The organism is Streptomyces sp. NPDC091289 (genome assembly GCF_044757365.1).
Classification (GTDB): domain Bacteria; phylum Actinomycetota; class Actinomycetes; order Streptomycetales; family Streptomycetaceae; genus Streptomyces.
The window spans coordinates 17,165-37,605 of sequence record NZ_JBIVUT010000007.1; the positions used below are offsets into that span (position 1 = coordinate 17,165).

Sequence of the window (20,441 nt, forward strand, 5' to 3'; positions counted from 1 at the left end):
TCCCGTATTTGTCCAGCTCAGCATACCTGTGCGCGACGTGTGAGCTACGTGACAGTTACTGACTTGTGAATTGGTTTGTCAACTGTCAGCGGCTGTCACTAGTCTCCCCGTATGACTAGTCAGACCACCGTCGAGAAGGCGCCGCGGGAGCCTGAAGACAACGCAGTACCCGCCCCGGTCAAGGGGCTTCGCGGCCACCCCTGGCTGACCCTCTTCGCCGTCGCCATCGGCGTGATGATGGTCGCCCTCGACGGCACCATCGTCGCCATCGCGAACCCCGCGATCCAGCGGGACCTCGGCGCCTCGCTCGCCGATGTCCAGTGGATCACCAACGGCTATCTGCTCGCCCTCGCCGTCGCCCTGATCACCGCGGGCAAGCTGGGCGACCGCTTCGGCCACCGCCAGACCTTCCTCATCGGCATCGCGGGCTTCGCCCTCGCCTCCGGTGCGATCGGACTCTCCAGCGAGATCTCGCTGGTCATCCTCTTCCGCGTGCTCCAGGGCCTCTTCGGCGCCCTGCTGATGCCGGCCGCGCTCGGCCTGCTGCGCGCCACCTTCCCCGCCGAGAAGCTGAACATGGCGATCGGCATCTGGGGCATGGTCATCGGAGCGTCCACCGCGGGCGGTCCGATCGTCGGCGGTCTGCTCGTCGAGCACGTCAGCTGGCAGTCGGTCTTCTTCATCAACGTGCCGGTCGGCATCGCCGCGCTCGTCTTCGGCCTGGTGATCCTCAAGGACCACCGCGCCGCCAACGCGCCGCGCTCCTTCGACCTTCTCGGCATCGCGCTGCTCTCGGGCGCGATGTTCTCCCTCATCTGGGGCATCATCAAGGCCGGTGAGTCCTGGGGCTGGGGCGACGGCCGGACCTGGGCGTGGCTGGGCCTCGCGATCCTGCTCTTCCTGGCCTTCGGTCTCTGGGAGACCAAGGTCAAGGAACCGCTCGTTCCGCTGGGGATGTTCCGTTCCATCCCGTTGACGGCCGGTGTCGTCCTCATGATGCTGATGGCCTTCGCCTTCATGGGCGGCCTCTTCTTCGTGACGTTCTTCCTCCAGGGCGTCCACGGCCTCAGCCCGGTCGACAGCGGTCTGCACCTGCTGCCGCTGACCGCGATGATGATCGTCTCCTCGCCCGTGGCCGGCCTGCTGATCACCAAGTTCGGCCCCCGCGTCCCGCTGGTCGGCGGCATGGTCTGCACGGCCACCGCGATGTTCGGCATGACCACGCTCACCGAGTCCACCGGCACCTTCGCGATGTCCCTCTGGTTCGCCCTGCTCGGCTGCGGGCTCGCCCCGGTCATGGTCGGCGCCACCGAGGTCATCGTCGGCAACGCGCCCATGGAGCTCTCCGGTGTGGCCGGCGGTCTCCAGCAGGCCGCCATGCAGGTCGGTGGCGCGCTCGGCACCGCCGTCCTCGGCGCGGTCATGTCCTCCAAGGTCAGCGCCGAGTTCGCGGACAACTGGGCGGCCGCGGGCCTGCCCGGCGACCCCGACCCGAAGCTGGAGCAGGCCGCCGAGTTCGGCATGGTCCCGGCCGAGGAGCTCGCCAAGGCTCCCGGCATGACGCCCGACATCATCGACCGCATCGGCGGGGTCATCCACGACACCTTCATGTCCGGCATGGGCCTGGCCTTCACGGTCGCCGGCGTCGTCGCGGTGATCGCCGCCTTCGTCGCCACCCTCACCAAGCGCGGCGCGAACGCCGAGGCGGGCGCCGGAGTCGGCCACATCTGACGCCCGGAGCGGCGCAGACCGTCAACACAGCGCAGGCCGGAGCCCCGCCGAATCCTTTCGGCGGGGCTCTCGCCTATCAGGGTGGCAGCCCCGGTCCCCTCTTCCGCACCCCTCGCCCGGTGACTCAGAGTGAGCGGCGGAAGAACAGCACCGACCAACCACGGGGGTTGATCCACCATGCGCACGACGATGACGCGTACGACCGTTCTCGCCGCGGCCGCCCTGGCCGTCACCGCACTCGTTCCCCAGGCGCTGGCCCACGACCGGGCGGCAGCGGCTCCCGAGCGGTCCCCGGGCATCGCCCTCGGGACCTGCGAGGCGGGCAGGCTCTGCCTCTGGAAGAAGCCCGACTTCACCGGGGCCCGCCACACCTTCGAGCTCTCCGGCGTGGACATCGAGAGCTGCGTCCCGCTGCCGAAGGGCGGCGACGCCCAGTCCCTCGCCAACCGCACCGGGCGGCCCGTCACCACCTACCAGTCCGCCGAGTGCGCGGAGACCGGCGAGTTCGAGACGTACCCCGGCGGCGGGACGTGGGCGCCCCGCTCCCCGTACCAGGTACGCGCCTTCAAGATCTGGGAGAACTGAGCCCGGACACGCGAAAGGGCGGTGACGCGCTCGCGTCACCGCCCCTTGGAACCGCCTGCCGCCTACGCGTCGCCGCCCGCCGCGCCCGGATCGGCCGCGGCCACGTCCAGGAGCTCATAGCGGTCGACCGCCGTCTTGAGGGCCGACCGGTCGATCTTGCCCTCCTTGGCCAGCTCGGTGAGGACCGCCAGCACGATCGACTGCGCGTCGATGTGGAAGAACCGGCGGGCCGCGCCCCGGGTGTCCGCGAAGCCGAAGCCGTCCGCGCCCAGCGACTGGTACGCGCCCGGCACCCAGCGCGCGATCTGGTCCGGAACCGAACGCATCCAGTCCGAGACCGCCACGAACGGGCCCTGGGCCGCTTCGAGCTTCCTGGTCACGTACGGGACGCGCTGCTCCTCCTCCGGGTGCAGGAGGTTGTAGCGCTCCACGTCCACCGCCTCGCGGCGCAGCTCGTTCCAGGAGGTCGCCGACCAGACGTCCGCCTTGACGTTCCACTCGTCCGCGAGGATCTTCTGCGCCTCGATGGCCCAGGGGACCGCCACACCGGACGCCATGATCTGGGCCGGGATCTCGCCCTTCTCGCCGGTGCTGAAGCGGTGGATGCCCTGGAGGATGCCCTCGACGTCCACGTCCTCCGGCTCGGCCGGGTGCTGGATCGGCTCGTTGTAGACGGTGAGGTAGTAGAAGACGTCCTCGCTGGCCTCGCCGTACATCCGGCGCAGCCCGTCCTTCATGATGTGCGCGATCTCGAACCCGTACGCCGGGTCGTACGCGACACAGCCCGGGTTCGTCGAGGCGAGCAGCTGCGAGTGGCCGTCCGCGTGCTGGAGGCCCTCACCGGTCAGCGTCGTGCGGCCGGCGGTCGCGCCCAGCACGAAGCCGCGCGCGAGCTGGTCGGCCATCTGCCAGAACTGGTCGCCGGTGCGCTGGAACCCGAACATCGAGTAGAAGACGTACACCGGGATCAGCGGCTCGCCGTGCGTGGCGTACGCCGAACCGGCCGCGATCAGCGAGGCCGTGCAGCCCGCCTCGGAGATGCCGTCGTGCAGCATCTGCCCCGTCGGGGACTCCTTGTACGCGAGCAGCAGATCGCGGTCGACCGCCTCGTACTGCTGGCCGAGCGGGTTGTAGATCTTCGCACTCGGGAAGAACGCGTCCATGCCGAAGGTGCGGTACTCATCGGGCGCGATCAGCACGAAACGCTTGCCGATCTCCTTGTCCCGCATGAGGTCTTTCAGGATACGGACGAACGCCATGGTGGTGGCGATCGACTGCGTACCCGAACCCTTCTTCGCAGCCGCGTACGTCTTGTCCTCGGGCTGGACCAGCGGCTTCGCACGCACCACCCGGGTCGGGACGTAACCGCCCAGACCCTGGCGGCGGTCGTGCATGTACTGGATCTCCTCCGAGTCGCGGCCCGGGTGGTAGTAGGGCGGGTAGCCCTCGTCCAGCACCTTGTCGGTGATCGGGATGTGCAGGCGGTCCCGGAAGCGCTTGAGGTCCTCGACCGTGAGCTTCTTCATCTGGTGGGTCGCGTTGCGGCCCTCGAAGTTCGGCCCCAGGGTCCAGCCCTTGACCGTCTGCGCCAGGATGACCGTCGGCTGGCCCTTGTGCGCCTTGGCCGCCGCGTAGGCCGCGTAGACCTTGCGGTGGTCGTGACCGCCGCGGCCCAGGTGCAGGATCTGCTGGTCGGACATGTCCTTGACCATGTCCCGCAGCCGGGGGTCGTCGCCGAAGAAGTGCTCGCGGATGTACTCACCGGTCTCGGTGGCGTACGTCTGGAACTGCCCGTCCGGCGTGGTGTTCAGCTTGTTGACCAGGATGCCCGTGCGGTCCTGCGCCAGCAGCGGGTCCCAGGAGCGGTCCCAGACCAGCTTGATGACGTTCCAGCCGGCGCCGCGGAACTGCGACTCCAGCTCCTGGATGATCTTGCCGTTGCCGCGCACCGGCCCGTCGAGCCGCTGGAGGTTGCAGTTGACCACGAAGGTCAGGTTGTCCAGGCCCTCACGGGCCGCGATGGACAGCTGGCCCAGGGACTCCGGCTCGTCCATCTCGCCGTCGCCCAGGTAGGCCCAGACGTGCGACTTGGAGGTGTCGGCGATGCCGCGCGCCTCCATGTAGCGGTTCATCCGCGCCTGGTAGATCGCGCCGAGCGGGCCGAGACCCATCGAGACGGTCGGGAACTCCCAGAAGTCCGGCATCAGCCGCGGGTGCGGGTAGCTGGACAGGCCGTTCGGGGCCTTCGACTTCTCCTGGCGGAACGCGTCGAGCTGCGCCTCGCTCAGCCGGTCCAGCAGGAACGCGCGGGCGTAGATCCCCGGGGACGCGTGCCCCTGGAAGAAGATCTGGTCGCCGCCGTCGCCCTGGTCCTTGCCCCGGAAGAAGTGGTTGAAGCCCACGTCGTACAGCGAGGCGGAGGACGCGAAGGTGGCGATGTGGCCGCCGACGCCGATCCCGGGACGCTGCGCCCGCGAGACCATCACGGCGGCGTTCCAGCGGGTCGCGTTGAGGACCTTGCGCTCGATCTCCTCGTCGCCGGGGAAGAACGGCTCGTCCTTCGTGGCGATCGTGTTCACGTAGTCCGTGCTGCGCATCTCCGGCACGGCGACGCGCTTCTCCCGCGCGCGCTCGATGAGCCGGAGCATCAGATAGCGGGCCCGCTCACGGCCGCGCTCGTCGACGGCGGCGTCGAGGGAGTCGAGCCATTCCCGGGTCTCTTCAGGATCGAAATCCGGGACCTGGCTCGGAAGGCCGCCAATGATGATCGGGTTGCGATCGGATCCGGAAGCCACACTGTTCCTTCGCTGTTCGGTGGTGCTCTACGGGGCCTGTTCCGGGGGATTCACCCCCCGGACCACTCTGTCAACTGTGTGTGCGCCGCCTCCATCGTGCTACCGCGAGGGCCCGGACGTCATCTCTACCGTGGGGTAACCCCGAGGTTCCGAAAAGTCGTCCACGGGGCACGAGTATGGGCAGTACGCGGCTGGGTACGGGCAAACCGCAACCTTACGCCCAAGGCGTCCAAGCGTTCCCAAAGGCTGTTCGACTCCGATTGGCGGATCGAAACCGCATAAGCTGAGGAAGGACGTAAACGGATGGAGCGACTCGGGGGAGACCTCGGGAAGCCGCCGTGGAGACATGCCGGAACTTGCGGCGACGTGGCAGGGAACGTCACCGTATAGGCGGTCTCGCACGCTGGGTACTTGCGCGATTCGCCGAGCCCGTGTGGACTACGGCCAACGCCCCGCGCACGCGCGTGGCTGCAGCATTTTCCGAAGACATGATCAGGAGGCAACCCGTGAGCGCGACCGCGGACCACGCGGAGGAGCGGACCAACCCGGCAGCACGCCTGGGGTTCGAGCCCGGACAAGTGGTCCAGGAGATCGGCTACGACGAAGACGTCGAGCTGGAGCTCCGTGAGGGCATTGAGGCCACTACCGGCCAGGAACTCGTCGACGAGGAGTACGACGACGTCGCCGACGTCGTCCTGCTCTGGTTCCGCGACGAGGACGGCGACCTTACGGACGCGCTGGTGGATGCCATTGGTCTGATCGAGGACGGCGGTACGGTCTGGCTGATGACGCCGAAGACCGGCCGTGACGGATACGTCGAACCGAGCGACATCAATGAGGCTGCCCAGACAGCCGGTCTCGCCCAGACCAAGAGCATCAGCGCGGGCAAGGACTGGACGGGCAGCCGTCTGGTCACCCCCAAGGGGGCCAAGGCCAAGCGCTGAACCACGTTTCGCACCACCCCGGGGCCCTCACGGACGCACACAGCGCCCGTGGGGGCCTTCGTACGTCCACGGGCTCTCACCGTCCCCACGGCGTACGTCCACGGCCCCTCCGGGAGCGGCCCGCGGCCCCTGCGTAGGGTGGGTGTCACCCGGACGGACCCGGCTTGGGGACGCCCCGGGAAGCGGAGAAGCGGCGAAGGGATACGTGTTCCATGACGATCGAGGTCGGCAGTCAGGCCCCGGACTTCCAGCTCAAGGACAACCACGGCCGGACCGTGCGGCTGTCGGAGTTCCGCGGTGAGAAGAACGTGGTGCTGGTGTTCTACCCGTTCGCCTTCACCGGCGTCTGCACCGGCGAGCTGTGCGCGCTCCGCGACGAGCTGCCCCGCTTCGAGAACGAGTCCACCCAGCTCCTCGCCGTCTCCAACGACTCCATCCACACCCTGCGCGTCTTCGCCGAGCAGGAGGGCCTGGAGTACCCGCTGCTGTCCGACTTCTGGCCGCACGGGGAGACCTCGCGGGCGTACGGCGTCTTCGACGAGGACAAGGGCTGCGCGGTGCGCGGCACCTTCGTCATCGACAAGGCGGGCGTGGTTCGCTGGAGCGTCGTCAACGGCCTCCCGGACGCCCGTGACCTGAACGACTACGTCAAGGCGCTCGAAGCGCTCTGAGACGATCTCCTGGCGACGCCCGGCCAAAAGCCTGTTTTGGCCGGGAACCGGTCACTAGGATCCAATCGTTGATCCGATGCCAACGAACGACGGGGACGCTGGTGTCTGCCGGCCCCTGAGAAAACTACTGGAGGACTCGTGGGAGTCAGCCTCAGCAAGGGCGGCAACGTCTCGCTGACCAAGGCCGCGCCCAACCTGACCGCGGTCATCGTCGGTCTGGGCTGGGACGCCCGCACCACCACCGGGGGTGACTTCGACCTCGACGCCAGCGCTCTGCTGACGAACCCCGAGGGCAAGGTCGCCACCGACGGCAATTTCGTGTTCTTCAACAACCTGAAGAGCCCCGACGGTTCCGTCGAGCACACCGGTGACAACACCACCGGTGAGGGCGAGGGCGACGACGAGGTCATCAAGGTGAACCTCGCCGGTGTCCCGGCCGACGTCGACAAGATCGTCTTCCCGGTCTCGATCTACGAGGCCGAGAGCCGTCAGCAGAGCTTCGGCCAGGTCCGTAACGCGTACATCCGCGTGGTCAACCAGGCCGACAACACGGAGCTCGCCCGCTACGACCTGAGCGAGGACGCCTCGACGGAGACCGCCATGGTCTTCGGCGAGCTCTACCGCAACGGCGCCGAGTGGAAGTTCCGCGCCATCGGCCAGGGGTACGCCTCCGGCCTGCGCGGCATCGCCCAGGACTTCGGCGTCAACGTCTGAGGTTCTGGCCCCAAGGGGTGTCCGGCCCGGATCGGATCCGGGCCGGACACCCCCTTGACCGGGCGCTTTCGACGCCCGCCCCCGGGCGTCGAAAGCGCCCGGTCACGTTTACACGACTCGGGGAGGACACACATGGGCGTCACGCTCGCCAAGGGAGGCAATGTCTCCCTCTCCAAGGTCGCACCCAACCTCACCCAGGTGCTGGTCGGGCTCGGCTGGGACGCACGCTCCACCACAGGAGCAGCTTTCGACCTCGACGCCAGCGCACTGCTGTGCCAGTCGGGCCGGGTGCTCGGTGACGAGTGGTTCGTCTTCTACAACAACCTCACGAGCCCGGACGGCTCCGTGGAGCACACCGGCGACAACCTCACCGGGGAGGGCGACGGCGACGACGAGTCCGTCATCGTCCGTCTCGACCAGGTCCCCGCCCACTGCGACAAGATCGTCTTTCCGGTCTCGATCCATGACGCGGACAACCGGGGCCAGGCGTTCGGCCAGGTCAGTAACGCCTTCATCCGGGTGGTCAACCAGGCCGACGGCCAGGAGCTGGCCCGCTACGACCTGAGCGAGGACGCCTCGACGGAGACCGCGATGATCTTCGGCGAGCTCTACCGGTACAACGGCGAGTGGAAATTCCGTGCAGTCGGCCAGGGGTACGCGTCGGGCCTGCGTGGCATCGCTCTAGACTTCGGCGTCAACGTTTCATAACGCCGCGCACGCGCGGGGGGCCCCGACACACCGGGGGAGACCCTTTACATAACACGATGGGGTAGCCAGTGGTTCTGAAAACCTTCGGCTGGTCGTTCGCGGTCACCGCGCTCGGCCTGGTCGCAGCGATTCTCTACGGGGGGTGGCAGGCGTTCGGCATCGTCGCGATCCTGTCCGTCCTGGAGATCTCGCTGTCCTTCGACAACGCGGTGATCAACGCCGGGATTCTGAAGAAGATGAATGCCTTCTGGCAGAAGATCTTCCTCACCATCGGCATCCTCATCGCCGTCTTCGGTATGCGACTGGTGTTCCCCGTCGTGATCGTGGCCGTGAGCGCCCAGCTCGGACCGATCGAGGCCATCGACCTGTCCTTCAACGACCCGGAGAAGTACAAGGAACTGGTCACGGACGCCCATCCGTCGATCGCCGCCTTCGGTGGCATGTTCCTGTTGATGATCTTCCTCGACTTCATCTTCGACGAGGACCGGGACATCCACTGGCTGCGCTGGATCGAGCGTCCGCTCGCCAAGCTCGGCAAGGTCGACATGCTGTCGGTCTGCGTCGCCCTGATCATCCTGCTCGTCAGCGCCATGACCTTCGCCACCCAGGCCCACCAGCACGGTGGCGGGCACGCGGACAAGGCGGCGACGGTCATGCTCTCCGGCATCGCCGGTCTGATCACCTACCTCGTCGTCGGCGGGCTCTCCGGATTCTTCGAGAACAAGCTCGAAGAGGAGGAGGAGCGTGAGCACGACGCCGAGGAAGAGGCCAAGAAGAAGGGCAAGCCCGTCACCGGGGTCGCCCTCGCCGGAAAGGCCGCGTTCTTCCTCTTCCTCTACCTGGAAGTCCTGGACGCCTCGTTCTCCTTCGACGGCGTCATCGGCGCCTTCGCCATCACCAACGAGATCGTGCTGATGGCCCTCGGCCTCGGCATCGGCGCCATGTACGTCCGTTCGCTCACCGTCTACCTGGTGCGCGAGGGCACGCTCGACGACTACGTCTACCTCGAGCACGGCGCGCACTACGCGATCGGCGCGCTCTCCGTCATCCTGCTGATCACCATCCAGTACCAGATCAACGAGTTCATCACCGGCTCGGTCGGCGTGATCCTGATCGCCCTGTCCTTCTGGTCCTCGGTCAAGCGCAACCGCGCGCTCGCCGCGGAATCCGGTGAGGGCGGAGGCTCGGGAAGCAAGGCCGAAGTGTCCTCCGGGGTGTGACCCGGTAGGGATTGAGGAACGCTCTCTGCGGGGCGGCCCACACGGCGACGGCTCTCCGGGATCTCCCGGACCCGGCCCGGTGGCCGCCCCGCAGCGATGTCCGGGGCGCGCGGGAACAGGTGGGGGTTGGTATGGGATTCTTCGACGGCCTGTGGCCGGGGCGCGCGGCGCAGTTCGACGCGGGCAACTCGACGTCGAGCGCCGTCGTGCTGTCCAAGCGGAACGCCACGATCTCGCTCAGCAAGCAGGGCGCCCTGTCGGGCAACCTCCGGGTCAACCTGTCCTGGCGGATGCGGACCTCGGACATCGAGGGCCGCTCACGCCAGAGCGGCCGGCTGCGGCGCCCCCTCAAGCTCTTCCAGCCCGAGGTGGTCCAGGCGCACACCCAGGGCGTCGTCAACGTCGACCTGGACCTCGGCTGCATGTACGAGCTGACGGACGGCACCAAGGGGGTCGTGCAGCCCCTGGGCAGCCTGATCGGCGACCTCAACGGCCCGCCCTACGTCCGGCTCAGCGGCGACGACCGCTTCGGCGCGCCCTCGGGGGAGACGGTCTACGTCAACCTCGACCAGCGCGACAAGATCAAGCGGCTGCTGTTCTTCGTCTACATCTACGACCGGACGCCCGCGTTCGACCGTACGCACGCCAAGATCACGCTCTACCCGGGCAACGGCCCGCGCATCGAGATCGAGCTGGACGAACGCGCACCGCAGGCCCGCTCCTGCGCGGTGTTCACCGTGGAGAACATCAAGGACGAGCTGATCGTGCGCCGCGAGGTGAAGTTCGTGTACGGCTTCCAGTCGGAACTGGACCGGCTGTACGGCTACGGCATGCAGTGGGGGCGCGGCTACAAGTCCCGGACCTGAGCTCGATGGCGTGTCCGGCGACTCAGGAACGGACGGACTCAGGAACGGACGGACTCAGGAACGGACGGACTCAGGACCGGACGAACTGCGGACCTTGTGGAGGCAGCACGAAATGGGGGTCGGGCGCGTGCGCGGCGGCTGCCGCGGGCTGCGGATAGCCGTACGCGGGCGGCTCGGTGGCCGGCTGCGGATAGCCGTACGCCGCCTGGTGGGCCGCGACGGCGGCGGCGGGGTGCGCGACCGGCGGCGGATAGCCGTAGGAGGGCTGCTGGTGCTGGACCGTGGCCTGCGAGTCGGGACCGGGCCCCGGCGGCACGGCCGGAGGCGGGGGCACGGCGGCCGGGAGGGCCCCCGGGCCCGCCGGAGCGGCCGGATCCTGTGCCTCGTTCACCGCCGGCGCCCCGTGCACCGCCTCCGACTCGTCCACCGAGATACCGAAGGCGGTGGCCAGGCCGATCAGGCCGGTGGGATAGCCCTGGCCGACCGCACGGAACTTCCATCCCTCGCCGCGGCGGTAGAGCTCACCGCAGATGATCGCCGTCTCTTCCCCGGTCTCCGGCCGGACATCGAACACCGCCAGCGGCTCGCCCTCGGCGAACGCGGCGTCGTAGAGGAGTATCCGCAGGTCCGGGACCTGCTCGAAGGCGGCCCCGTCGGAGGAGGCCGCGATGACCACCTGGTCCACCGAGGCGTCGAGCGCCCCGAGATCCGCCTCGACCGTGTCCGTCAGCCCTTCCGGGACACTGCGCTTCGGCAGCCGCCGGACCAGGCCGGAGGGGTGCCGGGGCTGGTTGTAGAAGACGAAGTCCTCGTCGGACCGCACCCGCCCGGACGCACCGAGGAGCAGGGCGGAGGCGTCCACGTCGGGGACCTCGGTGCCCGGGGTCCAGCGCAGGACGGCCCGGACGGCCGCGGCATCGACGGGGACGTTCGAGCCCTTCAGCATCGTGTGCGTCATGACCGTCATCCTGCCTGCTGGGGGCCCGTGCGGACAACGCGGGGGGCGGCACGACCGTGCCCGGCCGCAGCGCGGGCAGGGCGCGACGATACCGCGGGAGGAGGCCGGACAAGGGTCGGGTAACCGGAAATTCATGTACATGGGGAACTGTTGACACCCGTCCGTACGTACTATTACCGGCCATACGTTGTTCGGCCGGTCAGGCAGTTCGGGGGAAAATCATGCGTCACTTCGGGCATATATCGCCCACTGTCCGCGAGGGCCTGTTCTTCAGGGAACCCTGCACCTTCACCGCGGACTCCCCGGCACGGATGCTCTCCGTCGCCCTGGGGGCCACGCTCTACTCCCCGGCCACCCGTCCGTCACTCGCCGACGACGTGCTGAAGCAGGCCGGGCGCGGCGTCGTCTCCATGGTGCTGTGCCTGGAGGACTCGATCGACGACTCCGAGGTGACCGACGCCGAAGCCAACCTGATCAGGCAGTTTTCCGCGCTGGCCGCCCGGGAGGCGGCTTCGGAGTCCGCTCCGGAGGGACAGGGCGACGCAGGCGGCACACCGGGCGCCGACATCCCGCTGCTCTTCATCCGCGTACGGGAACCGGCCCAGATCACCGACCTGGTGCGGCGCCTCGGCGACTCGGTCCGAATGTTGTCCGGTTTCGTACTTCCCAAATTCACCGAAGAGCGGGGACGGCAGTTCCTGGAGGCGCTCGCCGAGGCAGAGACGGCGTGCGGCCGACGGCTCTTCGCCATGCCGGTCCTCGAATCCCCCGAGCTGCTCCATCTGGAGACGCGCGGCGAAATTCTCCAGGGAATCGCCCGCAGCGTCGACAAGTACCGGGACCGGGTGCTCGCCCTGCGGCTCGGCGTCACCGACTTCTGCTCGGCCTACGGATTGCGCCGCGCGCCCGACATGACGGCGTACGACGTCCACATCGTCGCCTCCGTCATCGCCGACGTGGTCAACGTGCTCGGCCGCGCCGACGGCACCGGCTTCACGATCACCGGCCCGGTCTGGGAGTACTTCCGCCGCCAGGAGCGCATGTTCAAGCCCCAGCTGCGCCGCAGCCCCTTCCTGGAGGGCCGGGCCGAGGAGCTGCGTACGGCACTCATCGAGCACGACCTCGACGGACTGCTCCGCGAGATCGAGCTCGACCGCGCCAACGGACTGCTCGGCAAGACCTGCATCCACCCCTCGCACGTGGCGCCCGTCCACGCCCTGTCCGTGGTCAGCCACGAGGAGTTCACCGACGCCCAGGACATCCTGAGCCCCGAGCGCGGGGGCGGCGGGGTGCTGCGCTCGGCGTACACGAACAAGATGAACGAAGTGAAGCCCCACCGGGCCTGGGCCGAGCGCACGCTCCAGCGCGCCGAGGTCTTCGGGGTGGCGAAGGAAGACGTCGGCTTCGTGGACCTGCTGGCCGCCGGCCTGACGAACTGAGCGCGCATCGATGAGCGAGCGCGCGACGAGAGAAGAGACCGTGAACGTGGTGTGGTCGGGCAACTGGGTGGCCGAACGGCTGGGAGTCGCCCTCGAAGGCGACGGAGAGCTCCAGGAACTGCTGGGGCTGGCCCTGCGCCGCAACCCCAAGCGGGCGCATCTGCTGGTCTCCAACGTGCTGGGCAAGCATGTGCCGCAGCGGCCCTCCGTCGTCCACGGGGCCGGATTCGAGCTGGGTGAGCGGGTACGGGCGCTGCTCGGCGCGCGGGAGGCCCGCCGCGCGGTGGTCCTCGGGTACGCGGAGACGGCCACCGGCCTCGGCCACGCCGTCGCGGACGGCCTGCGGGACGCCCCGTACCTGCACTCCACCCGGCGACCGGTGACGGGCGTCCGGCAGGCGGGCGGCTTCGAGGAGTCCCACTCGCACGCCACCTCGCACCTGCTGCTGCCGGAGGACGGTGAGCTGCTCGCGGGCGGCGGGCCCGGAGCGGAGGCCTCCACCCTGGTGCTGGTCGACGACGAGTTCTCCACCGGCAACACGGTCCTCAACACCATCCGCGCGCTGCACGCCCTGCACCCGCGCGAGCGGTACGTCATCGTCGCCCTGGTCGACATGCGCTCGGCCGGCGACCGCGACCGGCTGACCGCCTTCGCCGCCGAGATCGGCGCCCGCGTCGACCTGGTGACGCGCAGCACCGGGACGGTCGCCCTGCCGGACGGCGTGCTGGAACGCGGCCAGGCCCTGGTCGCGGCCCAGGAGGCGGAGCAGGCCCAGGAGGCGGAGCAGGCGGAGCACGTCGAGAAGGCTTCCGGAGGCGCTGCCCCCGCTCCCGCTCCCGTCCCCGTCACCCGGGTCGACCTCGACTGGCCCGCAGGCGTCCCCGACGGCGGCCGGCACGGCTTCACCCCCGCGCACCGGGCGGCCCTGGAAGCAGCGCTCCCGGCCATGGCGGACCGGATCGCGACCGCGCTGAGCGACGACGGGAACCGCCGCCCCCGCCGGATCCTCGTCCTCGGCTTCGAGGAGCTGATGTACGCCCCGCTGCGCCTGGGCACCGCCCTCGAAGCGGCCCTCGGGTCCGACGCCGAGGTCCGCTACTCCACCACCACCCGCTCGCCCGTCCTGGCCGTCGACGACCCCGGCTACGCGATACGCACCCGCCTCGTCTTCCCGGCCCACGACGACCCGGCCGACGGCCCCGGCGACCGGTACGCGTACAACGTGGCGGGCGCCGGCTTCGACGCCGTGGTCGCCGTCGTCGACTCCACAGCCGACACCCCCGCACTGCACGCCCCCGACGGACTGCTGGCCCGGCTCGCCGAGCACACGAGCCACGTCCTCCTCGCGGTCGTCCCCTCGTACACCCCCACACCTGTCTCGTACACCCCCACACCTGTTCAGGAGCCCGCCGTGCTGCCCGAGCCCCTCCGAGGCCCCGACTTCTCGAGCTACGCGCCGGAGGACGTCGGCTGGCTGCTCCAGGACCTCTCGGACACCGAGCTGGAAGCGCCCACCGAGGAGCGCGAGGAGGCGATCCAGAGCGGCGGTGCGCACTACGCGGAGTCACTGCCCGTGGAGTACCAGCCGAGCGCCGCCTACCAGGCCCTGTTCACCGCCGCCCTGGAGACCTCCGCCGCGCGCATCGCCCGCGCGGTGGGCACGGTCACCGAGACGGTCCTCGCCGAACGCGGCCCGCGCCCCGTGCTCGTCTCGCTCGCCCGCGCCGGAACCCCGGTCGGGGTCCTGATGCGCCGCTGGGCCCAGCACCGGCACGGCCTGGACCTGCCGCACTACGCCATCTCCATCGTCCGGGGCCGGGGCATCGACGCCGCCGCCCTGCGCTGGCTGGCCGCCCATCACGACCCGGCCGACGTGGTGTTCGTCGACGGCTGGACCGGTAAGGGCGCGATCACCCGCGAACTGGCGGCGGCGATAACGGAGTTCGAGGCCTCGGGCGGGCCCGCCGGTTTCGACCCGGAGATCTCGGTGCTCGCCGACCCGGGCGGCTGCGTCCGGACGTACGGCACCCGCGAGGACTTCCTCATCCCCTCGGCCTGCCTCAACTCCACGGTCTCCGGCCTCATTTCCCGTACGGTGCTCCGTGCCGACCTGGTCGGCCCCGACGACTTCCACGGCGGAAAGTTCTACCGGGAACTGGCGGACTCCGACGTCTCGGGCCTCTTCCTCGACACGGTCGCCGCCCGCTTCGACGAGGTGGCGGGCCAGGTCGAGGCCGAAGCCAAGGAACTGCTCGCCGCCGACCGCTCCCCGACCTGGGAGGGCTGGGCGGCCGTCGAGCGGATCAGCGAGGAGTACGGCATCCACGACGTGAACCTGGTCAAGCCGGGCGTCGGCGAGACCACCCGGGTCCTGCTCCGCCGGGTCCCCTGGAAGATCCTCGCGAAGCGCGGCGCGGGCGCGGACCTGGAGCACATCAGGCTGCTGGCCGAACAGCGCGGCGTCCCGGTCGAGGAGGTCGACGACCTCCCGTACAGCTGTGTCGGTCTGATCCACCCCCGGTTCACACGCGGCGCGACGGGCGCGGACGGCAAGGCGGTGCAGGGCGCATGAGCACGACTTCTTCCACCACCCTGGTGGCGAGCGACCTCGACCGTACGCTGATCTACTCGGCGGCCTCGCTGGACCTGTCGATGCCGGACGCGGAAGCCCCCCGCCTCCTGTGCGTCGAGGTGTACGGCCACCAGCCCCTCTCGTACATGACGGAGAGGTCGGCCGCCCTCCTCACCGACCTGGCCGGCTCCACGGTCTTCGTCCCGACCACCACCCGCACCCGCGAGCAGTACCACCGCATCCACCTGCCCGGCCCCGCCTCCCGGTACGCGATCTGCGCCAACGGTGGCCACATCCTGGTCGACGGCGTCTCCGACCGCGACTGGCAGCGGCAGGTCGAGACCCGGATCGCGGAGGAGTGCGCGCCCCTCACCGAGATCCGCGCCCATCTCGCCACCACCGCGAACCCCGCCTGGCTCCTCAAGGAACGGGTCGCCGAGGATCTCTTCGCCTACCTCGTCGTCGAACGCTCCCTGCTGCCCGAGGAGTGGGTGAAGGAACTGGCCGCCTGGGCCCGGCCGCGCGGCTGGACGGTCTCGCTCCAGGGCCGCAAGATCTACGCGGTCCCGGCGCCGCTCACCAAGAGTGCCGCGATGCATGAGGTCGCCCGCCGCATCGGCGCCACGCGCACGCTCGCCGCCGGGGACTCCCTCCTCGACGCCGACCTGCTGCTCGCCGCCGACCTCGGCTGGCGCCCCGGCCACGGCGAACTGGCCGACGAGGGCTGGAGCGCCCCGCACGTGGTGGCCCTGGAGGAGCGCGGCGGAGCGGCGGGGGAGGAGATCCTGCGGCGCTTCCTGGCGGCTTCGGCTGTGTGAGTTCGGCTGCGCGACGGCACGGGTTGGGGAAGGCTGGGGTCATGACCAAGGGCAACGACACAACGATCACCGACGAGCTGTACGCCTACATGCTGGCCCACAACCCGCCGCTGGACCCGGTCCAGCGGGAGCTGGTGGACACCACGTACGCGAAATTCCCCGACCACGCGGGCATGGTGTCGGCCGAGGAGCAGGCCCCGCTGCTCGCCTTCCTCGTCCGGCTGGTGGGCGCCCGGCATGTGGTGGAGGTCGGCACGTTCACCGGGTTCAGCGCCCTGGCGATGGCCCGGGCGCTGCCCGCCGACGGCACGCTGATCGCCTGCGACATCTCGGAGGAGTGGACGGCGTACGGGCGTGAGGCCTGGGAGAAGGCGGGCGTCGCGGACCGGATCGACCTGCGCATCGCCCCGGCCCTGGACACCCTGCGCGCGATGCCCGCCGAGCCGCACATCGACTTCGCCTACCTGGACGCGGACAAGGGCGGCTACATCGGGTACTGGGAGGAGCTGGTGCCCCGGATGCGGCAGGGCGGGGTCATCGCCACGGACAACGTGCTCTTCCACGGCGGGGTGACGGACCCGGAGGCGACGGGCCCGGCGGCGGCGATCAAGAAGTTCAACGACCACGTGAGCGCGGACACCCGGATGGACAGCGTCCTGCTGACGGTCGCGGACGGCCTGACGCTGTCCCGCAAGAAGTAGACCGGGTCTCAGCCGCAGCACCCGCCTCCGCAGCAACCCCCGCCCCCACCACCGCCGGACGGTGCGGGAGCGGCGCCGGCGGCACCGCCCACGGCCACGGCGGACAGCAGCTTGACGGTGTCGTCGTGGCCTGCGGGGCAGGAGGCGGGGTCCGAGGACTGGGCCATGGGACGGCTGAGTTCGAACGTGTCTCCGCAGGTGCGGCAGCGGAATTCGTAACGAGGCATGGGCTCAGGCTAGAGCCATCGCGGCCCGGGGGCCACGCCCCCGGGCAGTGCGAGGCCTCAGGCGCCGGCGCCGCGCTCCTCGCGGATGTCGGAGACGACCCGGGCGGCGGTCTGCCGCACGGCCTCGGTCTCGGTCAGGAAGTGCCAGTAGTCGGGGTGGCGCCCTTCGAGTCCGGCGATGGCCCGCTCGAGCCGGGCGACGGAGTCGTCGAGCGGCCGGGCGTGCCGGGGGTCGGGCGTGTACCGGCCGGACATGGCGAGACGCTGGGCGTCCCGCACCGCGAACCGGGTGCGCTCGATCTCCTGCTGCGGGTCCTTCGCCACGGCGTTCAACTGCTGCAACCGGTCCCCGGCGGCGGAAACCGCCTCGTCCGTCGCGTTGAGCAGGGCGCGGACCGTGGACAGCCGGGACGTCGCGTCCGCCCAGCGCTGCTCGTCGCGCGCCTTCGCCGCCTCGGCGAGCTTCTCCTCGGCCTGCCGTACGTTCACGGCGGCCTGCTCCGGGACGGGCTGGAGGTCCTGCCAGCAGGCGGCCGAGAAACGCCGCCGCAACTCGCTGAGCACCGGCTCCACCGAACCGGTCCGCGTCGTGAGCGCCTGCGCACGCGTCCGCAGGGAGACGAGCCTGCGGTCGATCTCGGCGGCCCGCTCCGGCAGCCGCTCCGCCTCGGTGCGCAGCGCCTCCGCATCGCGCAGCACCACATCGGCCCGCTGGAGGGTCTCCGCGACGCCGTGCTTTCCCGCGCCCTGGTTCAGCTTGGTCAGCTCCGGGGCGAGCGCGGCGAGCCGGGCGGCGAGCTCATCGGCCCGCAGCCCCGCGGCCCGTACCGCGTCGAGGGCGTTGCTCGCGCCCAGAAGCGCCTGCCGGGCCCGCTCGACGGCCGGGGCGAGCCGGGCGAGCTGCGTCTCCGCGCTGCCCAGCAGGGGCCCGAGCCCCTGGGCGAAGCGGTCCAGCTCGCCCTTGACCCGTACGAGGTCGTCCTTGGCCCGGGTCAGCTCGGTGCGGGCCCGGGAGGCGGCGGCGGGCTCCAGGTCGTCCCGGTCCAGGTCATGGCTGTCGACGGCAGTGATGTAGGCGTGACTGACCTCATCGATGCGCCGGCCGAGCGCGGCGAAGTCCTCGACGGCCTTGCGGCCGCGCGAGGAGCTGTCCACGGCGCTGATGGTCTCGATGGAGATCCTCAGATCACGCTGGGCGCTGTCCAGGTCGTAGAAGGCCTCGGCGGCGGCGTCCTTCGCGGCCTGCGCCTCGGCCCGCTGGTTCTCCCCACGCCCGCCGAACCAGCGGCGCGTACCGCCACCGGCGAAGGCGGCGGGCAGCGCGGCGAGCACGAGGGGCACGGGCAGCAGCATCAGCGCCAGGAGATCCCGGCCACCGGAACCGCCCCGGCCCCCGGCCACGCCCCGACCGCCTGGGATCCGCGGCCCGCCGGAGGCGTGCTGCCCCGGCAGAACCCGCCCACCCCGACTGCCTTGACCCCTCTGGTGACCACTCTGGACGGCGGAACTTCCACCCGCTCCTGCCTCCGGCCGCGCGTGTGTCGCCGTCACATCCCTCTCCCGTGCCGATTCGCCCTGCCCGGTACATTCTCCCACCAGGTAAGGACGAACACACGGGTCGGTTAGTTCGCGCTTCGTACCGTGACTTGGCCGTTGTCGCTGCGCGCCTTCACCACATGGGCGCTGTCGTCGGCGCGCGGCACCCCGATCGAGACGTCCCCGTTGTCGGCGGAGGCGTTCACCGCGTACTTCTGTGCGCCCGGCGGCAGATCGATGGTGATGCCCCCGTTGTCGCTCGCGGTGTCCACGAGGTCGGGCACCGAACTGAAGCCCAGCCGGATCTCCCCGTTGTCGGCGTGGGCGATCACGGAGGGGCCGGAAATCCGGTCCGCCCGGATCTCCCCGTTGTCGCTCTTCAGCTTCAGCGCGCCGCTCGCGTCCTGGACGTTGATCTTCCCGTTGTCGGACGAGAGGTCCAGCGCGCGGTCGAAGCCGGTGGCGCTGATCGTCCCGTTGTCCGACGAGGCCGTCACATCGACCCCGCGCGGCACCTTCACCCGGTGCCGGGATTCGCAGTTGTTGAGCACGCCTTCGCACTTCACCCGGAGCGTGAGCGTGTCCCCCTCCATCTTCCAGACGGAGTCCGGCCCACTGCCGAACACCGCCCACCCGTCGACCTGCCGCTCCACCTCGATCTGCGCCACGTCGGCGGGCACGAGGTCCACGGTGCCGTTCTCGGCCTCGATGGTCAGCGTCTTCCCCTCCAGCGCGAAGGTCTTGCGCTCGACGGGGGCGCCGTCCACGTCCGTACTCCCGCACCCGGTGAGCGCCAGGGCCAGCAACGCGACCCCACCTCCCAGGGCAAGGACCCGCCCGGGGCCCCCGAGGCGGGTGCGGGTCGGTGCGCTCGTAACCATGTCCACGGTGATCGGTCCCCCACTGCGTGCTGCCGGACGGTGCCACCGGACGTCCCTGCCGGTGTACTCGAACCGTATGCACTGCCGGCCCCCGGCGGGATCCGGACGGCTACCGTCTCGTGGTGGGGTTATCCCCCGGTTCCGGGCACGCACCCGAGGCCGGAACTGTTTATGAGCAGGGGCCCGGGTCCATGTACGCTGTTGCCTCATCCACGGGTGCGTAGCTCAGGGGTAGAGCGCTGCTCTTACAAAGCAGATGTCGGCGGTTCGAAACCGTCCGCGCCCACCAGTCAGGAAACATGCCGAAGGCCCCCGACCGATCATGGTCGGGGGCCTTCGGTGTCTTTCCTTTCCCCCTCCCTCGCTGTTGCCCTGCGGCCTACCCTGAGCCGGTGCGCGACGAGAGAGATGACGAGGACTTCGACCAGGCCTGGGCCGCGGCCCCCGAAGCCGTGAGGCGGAGCCTGGGGCTTGCCTACGAGGCGTTGGAGGCCGGTGGGCTCGCGGTGGGCTCCGTGCTGACCGGCCCGGCCGGGGCGGTGCTGGCCGAGGGGCGGAACCAGGCCTATGACACCGGGCCCGGCGACGGTCCGCTGCGCGGTACGCCGCTGGCCCACGCCGAGTTGAACGTGCTGGGCTCGGCCCGTACGGAATGGGACCTGGGCGCCACCACGCTCTGGAGCACCCAGGAACCCTGCTCGATGTGCTCGGCCGCCGCGTCGTTCACCGGGGTCGGAGCGGTGCGCTACCTGGCGCCCGACCCCTGGGCCCTGGCCACCGGGAACGACGGCTCCTCCTCGGGGACGCGCACGACCGGGGGCGTGTGGCTCGTCGCGGCCAACGTGATGTTCCTGAAGAGCGTCTCGGAGGCCGGGGACGGCGGGGAGGAGCCGGCCACGCTGTCGCGCAACCGGGTGCTGGAGCCCGAGACCGCCCATCTGCACGACGGTCTGCCTCCCGGACCGCCGGCTTCCCCGTCGGTGCGGGCGTGGCTGTCGGGGGTCTGGCCGGGGATCATCGAGGCATCGGCCGCGCGCCGACTGCGTACTGGTGGATGAACGTTTCGCAAGGGGGC

Annotated in this window: 18 protein-coding genes and 1 tRNA gene; 14 read left to right on the top strand and 5 right to left on the bottom strand. The window is 70.1% G+C overall.

Annotated elements, in window-relative coordinates; genetic code table 11:
* The first annotated feature begins 234 nt into the window (after positions 1-234).
* On the top strand, positions 235-1,731 hold the full coding sequence (locus tag ACIQPT_RS10695) for an MFS transporter (RefSeq protein ID WP_401155150.1): 1,497 nt from the start codon (positions 235-237) through the stop codon (positions 1,729-1,731).
* Positions 1,732-1,908: 177 nt separating this feature from the next.
* The gene (locus ACIQPT_RS10700; protein ID WP_401154706.1) at positions 1,909-2,316 is read left to right on the top strand and encodes a peptidase inhibitor family I36 protein; all 408 of its coding nucleotides are present in this window, start codon (positions 1,909-1,911) and stop codon (positions 2,314-2,316) included.
* Positions 2,317-2,378: 62 nt separating this feature from the next.
* Here ACIQPT_RS10700 and aceE read toward each other — a convergent pair whose 3' ends face one another.
* A complete protein-coding gene (aceE, locus tag ACIQPT_RS10705; protein ID WP_401154708.1) occupies positions 2,379-5,111 on the bottom strand; it encodes a pyruvate dehydrogenase (acetyl-transferring), homodimeric type in 2,733 nt (910 codons plus the stop codon).
* Positions 5,112-5,617: 506 nt separating this feature from the next.
* Between aceE and ACIQPT_RS10710 the strand changes: the two genes are divergently transcribed.
* From ACIQPT_RS10710 to ACIQPT_RS10735, 6 genes are all read left to right on the top strand, one after another.
* Positions 5,618-6,055 (top strand): DUF3052 domain-containing protein, encoded by a 438-nt coding sequence (locus ACIQPT_RS10710; protein WP_030585952.1) that lies wholly within the window; start codon positions 5,618-5,620, stop codon positions 6,053-6,055.
* 212 nt (positions 6,056-6,267) lie between these two features.
* Positions 6,268-6,726, top strand: coding sequence for a peroxiredoxin (locus tag ACIQPT_RS10715; RefSeq protein WP_073801621.1), 459 nt, complete (start codon positions 6,268-6,270; stop codon positions 6,724-6,726).
* A gap of 138 nt (positions 6,727-6,864) precedes the next feature.
* On the top strand, positions 6,865-7,440 hold the full coding sequence (locus ACIQPT_RS10720) for a TerD family protein (protein ID WP_030585954.1): 576 nt from the start codon (positions 6,865-6,867) through the stop codon (positions 7,438-7,440).
* Positions 7,441-7,572: 132 nt separating this feature from the next.
* On the top strand, positions 7,573-8,148 hold the full coding sequence (locus ACIQPT_RS10725; protein ID WP_010057499.1) for a TerD family protein: 576 nt from the start codon (positions 7,573-7,575) through the stop codon (positions 8,146-8,148).
* Between the two features lie 68 nt (positions 8,149-8,216).
* A complete protein-coding gene (locus tag ACIQPT_RS10730) occupies positions 8,217-9,368 on the top strand; it encodes a DUF475 domain-containing protein (protein ID WP_401154710.1) in 1,152 nt (383 codons plus the stop codon).
* Between the two features lie 131 nt (positions 9,369-9,499).
* Entirely contained in the window at positions 9,500-10,234 is a 735-nt protein-coding gene (locus tag ACIQPT_RS10735; protein WP_401154712.1) for a Tellurium resistance, read from the top strand.
* A 70-nt stretch (positions 10,235-10,304) separates the two neighbouring features.
* Here ACIQPT_RS10735 and ACIQPT_RS10740 read toward each other — a convergent pair whose 3' ends face one another.
* The gene (locus ACIQPT_RS10740; RefSeq protein WP_401154714.1) at positions 10,305-11,192 is read right to left on the bottom strand and encodes a TerD family protein; all 888 of its coding nucleotides are present in this window, start codon (positions 11,190-11,192) and stop codon (positions 10,305-10,307) included.
* Positions 11,193-11,413: 221 nt separating this feature from the next.
* Here ACIQPT_RS10740 and ACIQPT_RS10745 point away from each other — a divergent pair, with 221 nt between their 5' ends.
* From ACIQPT_RS10745 to ACIQPT_RS10760, 4 genes are read left to right on the top strand one after another with little or no spacing between them, the layout of a single operon-like run.
* Positions 11,414-12,631 carry an HpcH/HpaI aldolase/citrate lyase family protein gene (locus ACIQPT_RS10745; RefSeq protein WP_401154716.1) on the top strand — a complete coding sequence of 406 codons (1,218 nt, stop codon included), beginning with the start codon at positions 11,414-11,416 and terminating at the stop codon, positions 12,629-12,631.
* A gap of 10 nt (positions 12,632-12,641) precedes the next feature.
* Complete coding sequence (locus ACIQPT_RS10750; protein WP_401154718.1) at positions 12,642-15,203, top strand: phosphoribosyltransferase; 2,562 nt, start codon at positions 12,642-12,644, stop codon at positions 15,201-15,203.
* The gene (locus ACIQPT_RS10755; RefSeq protein WP_401154720.1) at positions 15,200-16,021 is read left to right on the top strand and encodes an HAD family hydrolase; all 822 of its coding nucleotides are present in this window, start codon (positions 15,200-15,202) and stop codon (positions 16,019-16,021) included. The genes ACIQPT_RS10750 and ACIQPT_RS10755 overlap by 4 nt, the downstream gene beginning before the upstream one ends.
* Before the next feature lie 41 nt (positions 16,022-16,062).
* Complete coding sequence (locus tag ACIQPT_RS10760; protein ID WP_401154722.1) at positions 16,063-16,722, top strand: O-methyltransferase; 660 nt, start codon at positions 16,063-16,065, stop codon at positions 16,720-16,722.
* Positions 16,723-16,730: 8 nt separating this feature from the next.
* Here ACIQPT_RS10760 and ACIQPT_RS10765 read toward each other — a convergent pair whose 3' ends face one another.
* From ACIQPT_RS10765 to ACIQPT_RS10775, 3 genes are all read right to left on the bottom strand, one after another.
* Entirely contained in the window at positions 16,731-16,949 is a 219-nt protein-coding gene (locus ACIQPT_RS10765; RefSeq protein WP_401154723.1) for a zinc ribbon domain-containing protein, read from the bottom strand.
* A 57-nt stretch (positions 16,950-17,006) separates the two neighbouring features.
* Positions 17,007-18,500, bottom strand: coding sequence for a hypothetical protein (locus tag ACIQPT_RS10770; RefSeq protein WP_401154725.1), 1,494 nt, complete (start codon positions 18,498-18,500; stop codon positions 17,007-17,009).
* A 71-nt stretch (positions 18,501-18,571) separates the two neighbouring features.
* The gene (locus ACIQPT_RS10775; protein WP_401154727.1) at positions 18,572-19,372 is read right to left on the bottom strand and encodes a DUF4097 family beta strand repeat-containing protein; all 801 of its coding nucleotides are present in this window, start codon (positions 19,370-19,372) and stop codon (positions 18,572-18,574) included.
* 208 nt (positions 19,373-19,580) lie between these two features.
* On the opposite strand from ACIQPT_RS10775, the gene ACIQPT_RS10780 reads away from it, so the two are divergent.
* Both ACIQPT_RS10780 and ACIQPT_RS10785 read left to right on the top strand, forming a co-directional pair.
* Positions 19,581-19,655, top strand: a tRNA-Val gene (locus tag ACIQPT_RS10780).
* Between the two features lie 103 nt (positions 19,656-19,758).
* Entirely contained in the window at positions 19,759-20,424 is a 666-nt protein-coding gene (locus tag ACIQPT_RS10785; protein ID WP_401154728.1) for a nucleoside deaminase, read from the top strand.
* Positions 20,425-20,441: the final 17 nt, after the last annotated feature.